Origin of the sequence: Pseudomonas sp. CM27, from assembly GCF_013179515.1 — a bacterium.
Lineage (GTDB): Bacteria > Pseudomonadota > Gammaproteobacteria > Pseudomonadales > Pseudomonadaceae > Aquipseudomonas.
Map to the genome: position 1 here is coordinate 1 of NZ_JABMCN010000334.1, position 5,397 is coordinate 5,397.

A 5,397-nucleotide genomic window follows, 5' to 3' on the forward strand; every position below is an offset into this window, starting at 1 on the left:
GTCGCAGGCGGCCTGCACCTTCGGCCCCATAGAGCCTGCGGCGAAGCCCAGCTTCTCCAGCTCGTCGGGATGCGCCTGGGCGATGGCCTTCTGCGTCGGCTTGCCGAAATCAATGTACGCCGCATCCACATCCGTGGCGATTACCAGAAGGTCGGCATCCAGCTGCTCTGCGAGCAAGGCCGAGCACAGGTCCTTGTCGATCACCGCCTCGATGCCTTTGAGTTTGCGGTTTTCATCGTACATGGTGGGGATGCCGCCGCCGCCGGCGCAAATCACGATGCTGCTCTTCTCCAGCAGCCACTTGATCGGGCGGATCTCGAAGATGCGCTTGGGTTTGGGGCTGGCCACCACGCGGCGATACTTGTCGCCGTCTGCCTTGACCACCCAGCCTTTTTCCTTGGCCAGGCGCTCGGCCTCTTCCTTGCCGTAGACCGGGCCGATGAACTTGGTCGGGTCCTTGAACGCAGGGTCGTTGGCGTCCACTTCCACCTGGGTCAAAAGCGTGGCGAACGGCACTTCGAAAGCCAGCAGGTTGCCCAGTTCCTGTTCGATCATGTAGCCGATCATGCCCTCGGTTTCTGCACCCAGCACGTCCAGCGGGTAGGCCTCGTCGGGCTTGTACGACATGCCCTGCAGCGACAGCAAGCCGACTTGCGGACCGTTGCCGTGGGCGATGACCAGTTCGTTGCCAGGATGGATCTTGGCGATCTGTTCGGTGGCGGTGCGGATATTGGCGCGCTGGTTGTCAGCGGTCATCGGCTCGCCGCGACGCAGCAGGGCGTTGCCGCCCAATGCAACAACGATACGCATGAGGAATGTCCTTTAACGAAAGAGGGAGCGCTGCTCTGGACCGGATATCACAGCCCCCTTGTGGGAGCGGGTTTACCCGCGAAGGCGTCAGCCCAGGGTTAAGGTGCTGGTGCTGCCGACGCATTCGCGGGTGAACCCGCTCCCACAGGGGATCGTAGTCGCCCGGCCTGGCGAGTCAGCCCTTACAAGTCAGCCAGGGTCGATACCAGGATCGCCTTGATCGTGTGCATGCGGTTTTCCGCCTGCTCGAAAGCAATGCAGGCCGGCGACTCGAACACGTCGTCGGTCACTTCGATGCCGTTGGCCAGGTCCGGATATTGCTCGGCAATCTGCTTGCCGACCTTGGTGTCGGAGTTGTGGAACGCCGGCAGGCAGTGCATGAACTTGGTGCGTGGGTTGCCGGTCGACTTCATCAGCTCGGCGTTCACCTGGTACGGCTTGAGCTGCTTGATGCGCTCGCCCCAGGCCTCGATCGGCTCACCCATCGATACCCACACGTCGGTGTGCACGAAGTCCACGCCCTTGACGGCGGCTTTCGGGTCTTCGGTGAGGGTTATGCGCGCGCCGCTTTCTTCGGCGTACTTCTGGCAGCGCTCGACCAGGTCGTCGTGCGGCCACAGCGCCTTGGGCGCGGCAATGCGCACGTCCATGCCCAGCTTGGCGCCGATCAGCAGCAGCGAGTTGCCCATGTTGTTGCGCGCGTCGCCCAGGTAGGCGTAGCTGATGTCGTGCAGCGGCTTGTCGCTGTGCTCACGCATGGTCAGCACGTCGGCGATCATCTGGGTGGGGTGGTATTCGTCGGTCAGGCCGTTGAACACCGGTACACCGGCGAACTTTGCCAGCTCTTCGACGATTTCCTGCTTGAAGCCACGGTATTCGATGGCGTCGTACATGCGCCCGAGTACGCGGGCGGTGTCCTTCATGCTTTCCTTGTGGCCGATCTGCGACGAGTTGGGGTCGATGTAGGTGACGTTGGCGCCTTGGTCATAGGCCGCCACTTCGAAGGCACAGCGGGTACGGGTGGAGGTTTTTTCGAAGATCAGGGCAATATTGTTGCCTTTCAGGTGCTGCTGCTCGGTCCCGGTGTACTTGGCGCGCTTGAGATCGCGGGACAGGTCCAGCAGGTAGCGCAGCTCGCGGGTGGTGTGGTGCTCCAGGCTGAGCAGGTTGCGGTTGTGAATATTGAACGCCATGACATTTCTCCTTGAGTTTGGTGAACACACCGGCCGCGGCTTTGTGAGCGCGGCCGGGGGCAATGGTCGTTAGTAGTCGACAGGGTCGCGCACGATCGGGCAGGTCATGCAGTGGCCGCCGCCGCGGCCCCGGCCCAGTTCGCCGGCGCTGATGGTGATCACCTCGATACCGGCCTTGCGCAGCAGGGTGTTGGTGTAGGTGTTGCGGTCGTAGCCAATGACCACCCCTGGCTCGATGGCAACCACGTTGTTGCCGTCATCCCACTGTTCGCGCTCGGCGGCAAAGCTGTTGCCGCCGGTCTCGACCACGCGCAGGGTGACGCCAAGCTGCTCGCCCACTACCTCGATGAACGATTTGTTGATGCGGCGTACATCCATGCCGTACGGCTTGCCCTCGTCCGGGCGAATGATGAACGGTACGATCTCTTTCACCACTTCCGGGAAGACCGTGACCAGGTCGCGGTCGCAGAAGCTGAACACGGTGTCCAGGTGCATCGCGGCGCGAGACTTGGGCAGCCCGGCGACGATCACTTCCTTCACCGCGCCTTTGGCAAACAGGCTCTGCGCCAGCTGGCCGATGGCCTGGCGCGAGGTGCGCTCACCCATGCCGATCAACACGATGCCATTGCCGATCGGCATCACGTCACCGCCTTCAAGGGTGGCATTGCCGTGCTCCTTGTCCGGGTCGCCGTACCACACCTCGAAGTCGGCGCCGGTGAACTCCTTGTGGAACTTGTAGATGGCGGTGGTGAGCAGGGTTTCCTGACGGCGCGCCGGCCAGTACATCGGGTTCAGCGTGACGCCGCCGTAGATCCAGCAGGTGGTGTCGCGGGTGAACTGGGTGTTGGGCAGCGGTGGCAGGATGAAGCTGGAGTGGCCCAGGTAGTCGTTGTACATCTTGACCACATCGGCGCCTTCGCTCTGCGGCAGGTCCTGGCCAGCCACACCGCCGATCAGGAACTCGGCCAGGTGGCGTGGATCGAGGCCTTCGAGCCAGCTGCGCACTTCGTTGGTCAGGCCGACACCCACGGTGTCGGGGGTGATCTTGCGATCGAGGATCCACTTCAGCGCTTCGGGCTGCTGCACGATGTCGGTCAGCAGGTTGTGCATTTCAAGCACATCCACGCCGCGCTCGCGCATCTTGGTCACGAAGTCGAAATGGTCACGCTTGGCCTGGTCGACCCAGATCACATCGTCGAACAGCAGCTCGTCACAGTTGCTCGGCGTCAGGCGCTTGTGCGCCAGGCCCGGGGCGCAAACCATCACTTTGCGCAGTTTGCCGGCTTCGGAGTGGACACCGTACTTCTGTTTTTCAGCGGACATGGTTTCATTCCTCCAATTGAACGAAGACGTGGGTCAAAGGGTCAGGAAGCCGTCATACAGGCCATAGGCTGCCACCAGGGCGCCGATGACAACGGCTGCGAAGATCAGTTTTTCCACGTTGGTGAAAATGGGTTGGCCGATCTCACGCTTGGCCTTGGCGAACAGGATCGCGCCAGGTGCGTAGAGCAGGGCCGAGAGCAGCAGGTACTTCACGCCGCCGGCATACAGCAGCCAGATGGCGTACAGCAGGGCGATGCCACCGATGACCAGGTCTTTCTTGCGTTCGGCCAGGGCCTGTTCGTAGGTTTCGCTGCGTAGCGCCAGCAGGAAGGCGTAGGCCGCCGACCACAGGTAAGGCACGAGGATCATCGAAGTGGCGAGGTAGATCAGCGACAGGTAGGTGCTGCTGGAGAACAGCGTGATCACCAGGAAGATCTGCACCATGGCATTGGTCAGCCACAGGGCGTTGGCCGGCACCTGGTTGGCGTTCTCGCGGCGCAGGAACTCCGGCATGGTGTGGTCCTTGGCTGCGGCGAACATGATCTCGGCGCACAGCAGCACCCACGACAGCAGTGCTCCCAGCAGCGAGATGATCAGGCCGACGCTGATCAGCACCGCCCCCCAGTGGCCGACCACATGTTCCAGTACCGCGGCCATCGACGGGTTCTGCAGTTTGGCCAGGTCCGGTTGGGTCATGATGCCCAGCGACAGCACATTGACCAGCATCAGGAACAACAGCACGGTGACAAAGCCGATGACCGTGGCCTTGCCCACGTCAGCGCGCTTTTCCGCCCGTGACGAGAAGATGCTCGCGCCCTCGATGCCGATGAACACCCACACGGTGACCAGCATCATGTTGCGCACCTGGCTCATCACGCTGCCCAGCTCGGGCGTGCCTTTGCCCCAGATGTCGGCGGTGAAGATGTCGAGCCTGAACGCGAACAGGCAGATCAGGGTGAACAGGACCAGTGGCACCACTTTGGCCACGGTGGTGACCAGGTTGATGAACGCCGCCTCCTTGATGCCACGCAGTACCAGGAAGTGCACTGCCCACAGCAGCACCGATGCGCCAATGATGGCGGCCGGGGTGTTGCCTTCGCCGAAGATCGGGAAGAAGTAGCCCAATGTGCTGAACAGCAGCACGAAGTAACCGACGTTGCCCAGCCAGGCACTGATCCAGTAGCCCCAGGCGGACGAGAAGCCCATGTAGTCGCCGAAACCGGCCTTGGCGTAGGCGTACACCCCGCCATCCAGGTCAGGCTTGCGGTTGGCCAGGGTCTGGAACACGAATGCCAGGGTCAGCATGCCGACCGCGGTAATGCCCCAGCCGATCAGCACCGCGCCAACTCCCGCGCTGGCGGCCATGTTTTGTGGCAGCGAGAAGATACCGCCACCAATCATCGAGCCGACGACAAGTGCAACTAACGCGCCGAGTTTTAATTTTCCGGATGAATCAGACATTTAACAACTCCTGCCAGGAGAAAGTTGACGACAGCATAAATCCGTCGCCTGTGCCGTTCGCTGACGTGGGTCAGTTAATGGCGTCGTGAAGTAGGAAATTTCCTTCACGGTGCTCCTGGAGAGTGCCGACAGCTTTTGCTGCAGGCCTTTTGCGCTGGCACCTCCATGTCTTTCTAGAGCAAACGCTCCGTTCAGCCTGCGATGCTTGACGCTAGCCGTTTTTTCCGCTTTCGCAAATTTTTCACAAGAATTTCGAGTTTTATCAATTTCTTTTCTAGTTGCTGACTAGCTGCTAATTTTTACAATGGATCTGCATAGATAAAGCAGTTATGACAGCGCTAGCGTGGGTGCCTCGCTTTAATATAAGTGACACTATCTTCAAGTACCGCCTGACTGTTTCAGGCGGATGACAACAGGTGACAAGGTAGGACCATGAGCGAACCTGGACAAAAGCTGCGCCTGGGCGCATTGATCGCGCTGGTGGTCGGCTCGATGATTGGTGGCGGTATCTTCTCGCTGCCGCAGAACATGGCGGCGCGTGCCGATGTCGGCGCGGTGCTGATCGGCTGGGGGATCACCGCGGTCGGCATGCTGGCCCTGGCGTTCGTGT

At 61.1% G+C, this 5,397-nt stretch carries 4 protein-coding genes and 1 pseudogene; 1 reads left to right on the top strand and 4 read right to left on the bottom strand.

Annotated features, from left to right (window positions below; translation table 11 throughout):
- The 4 genes from arcC to arcD all read right to left on the bottom strand — a co-directional run.
- On the bottom strand, positions 1 to 810 hold an 810-nt coding region (arcC, locus tag HP547_RS27055; RefSeq protein WP_172288494.1), incomplete at its 3' end, for a carbamate kinase.
- Between the two features lie 182 nt (positions 811 to 992).
- Entirely contained in the window at positions 993 to 2,003 is a 1,011-nt protein-coding gene (locus tag HP547_RS27060; protein ID WP_172219258.1) for an ornithine carbamoyltransferase, read from the bottom strand.
- 69 nt (positions 2,004 to 2,072) lie between these two features.
- On the bottom strand, positions 2,073 to 3,326 hold the full coding sequence (gene arcA / locus HP547_RS27065; protein ID WP_172288496.1) for an arginine deiminase: 1,254 nt from the start codon (positions 3,324 to 3,326) through the stop codon (positions 2,073 to 2,075).
- Positions 3,327 to 3,359: 33 nt separating this feature from the next.
- A complete protein-coding gene (arcD, locus tag HP547_RS27070) occupies positions 3,360 to 4,787 on the bottom strand; it encodes an arginine-ornithine antiporter (protein WP_172288498.1) in 1,428 nt (475 codons plus the stop codon).
- Between the two features lie 432 nt (positions 4,788 to 5,219).
- On the opposite strand from arcD, the pseudogene HP547_RS27075 reads away from it, so the two are divergent.
- Positions 5,220 to 5,397, top strand: a pseudogene (locus HP547_RS27075) (arginine-ornithine antiporter); the annotation flags it as partial.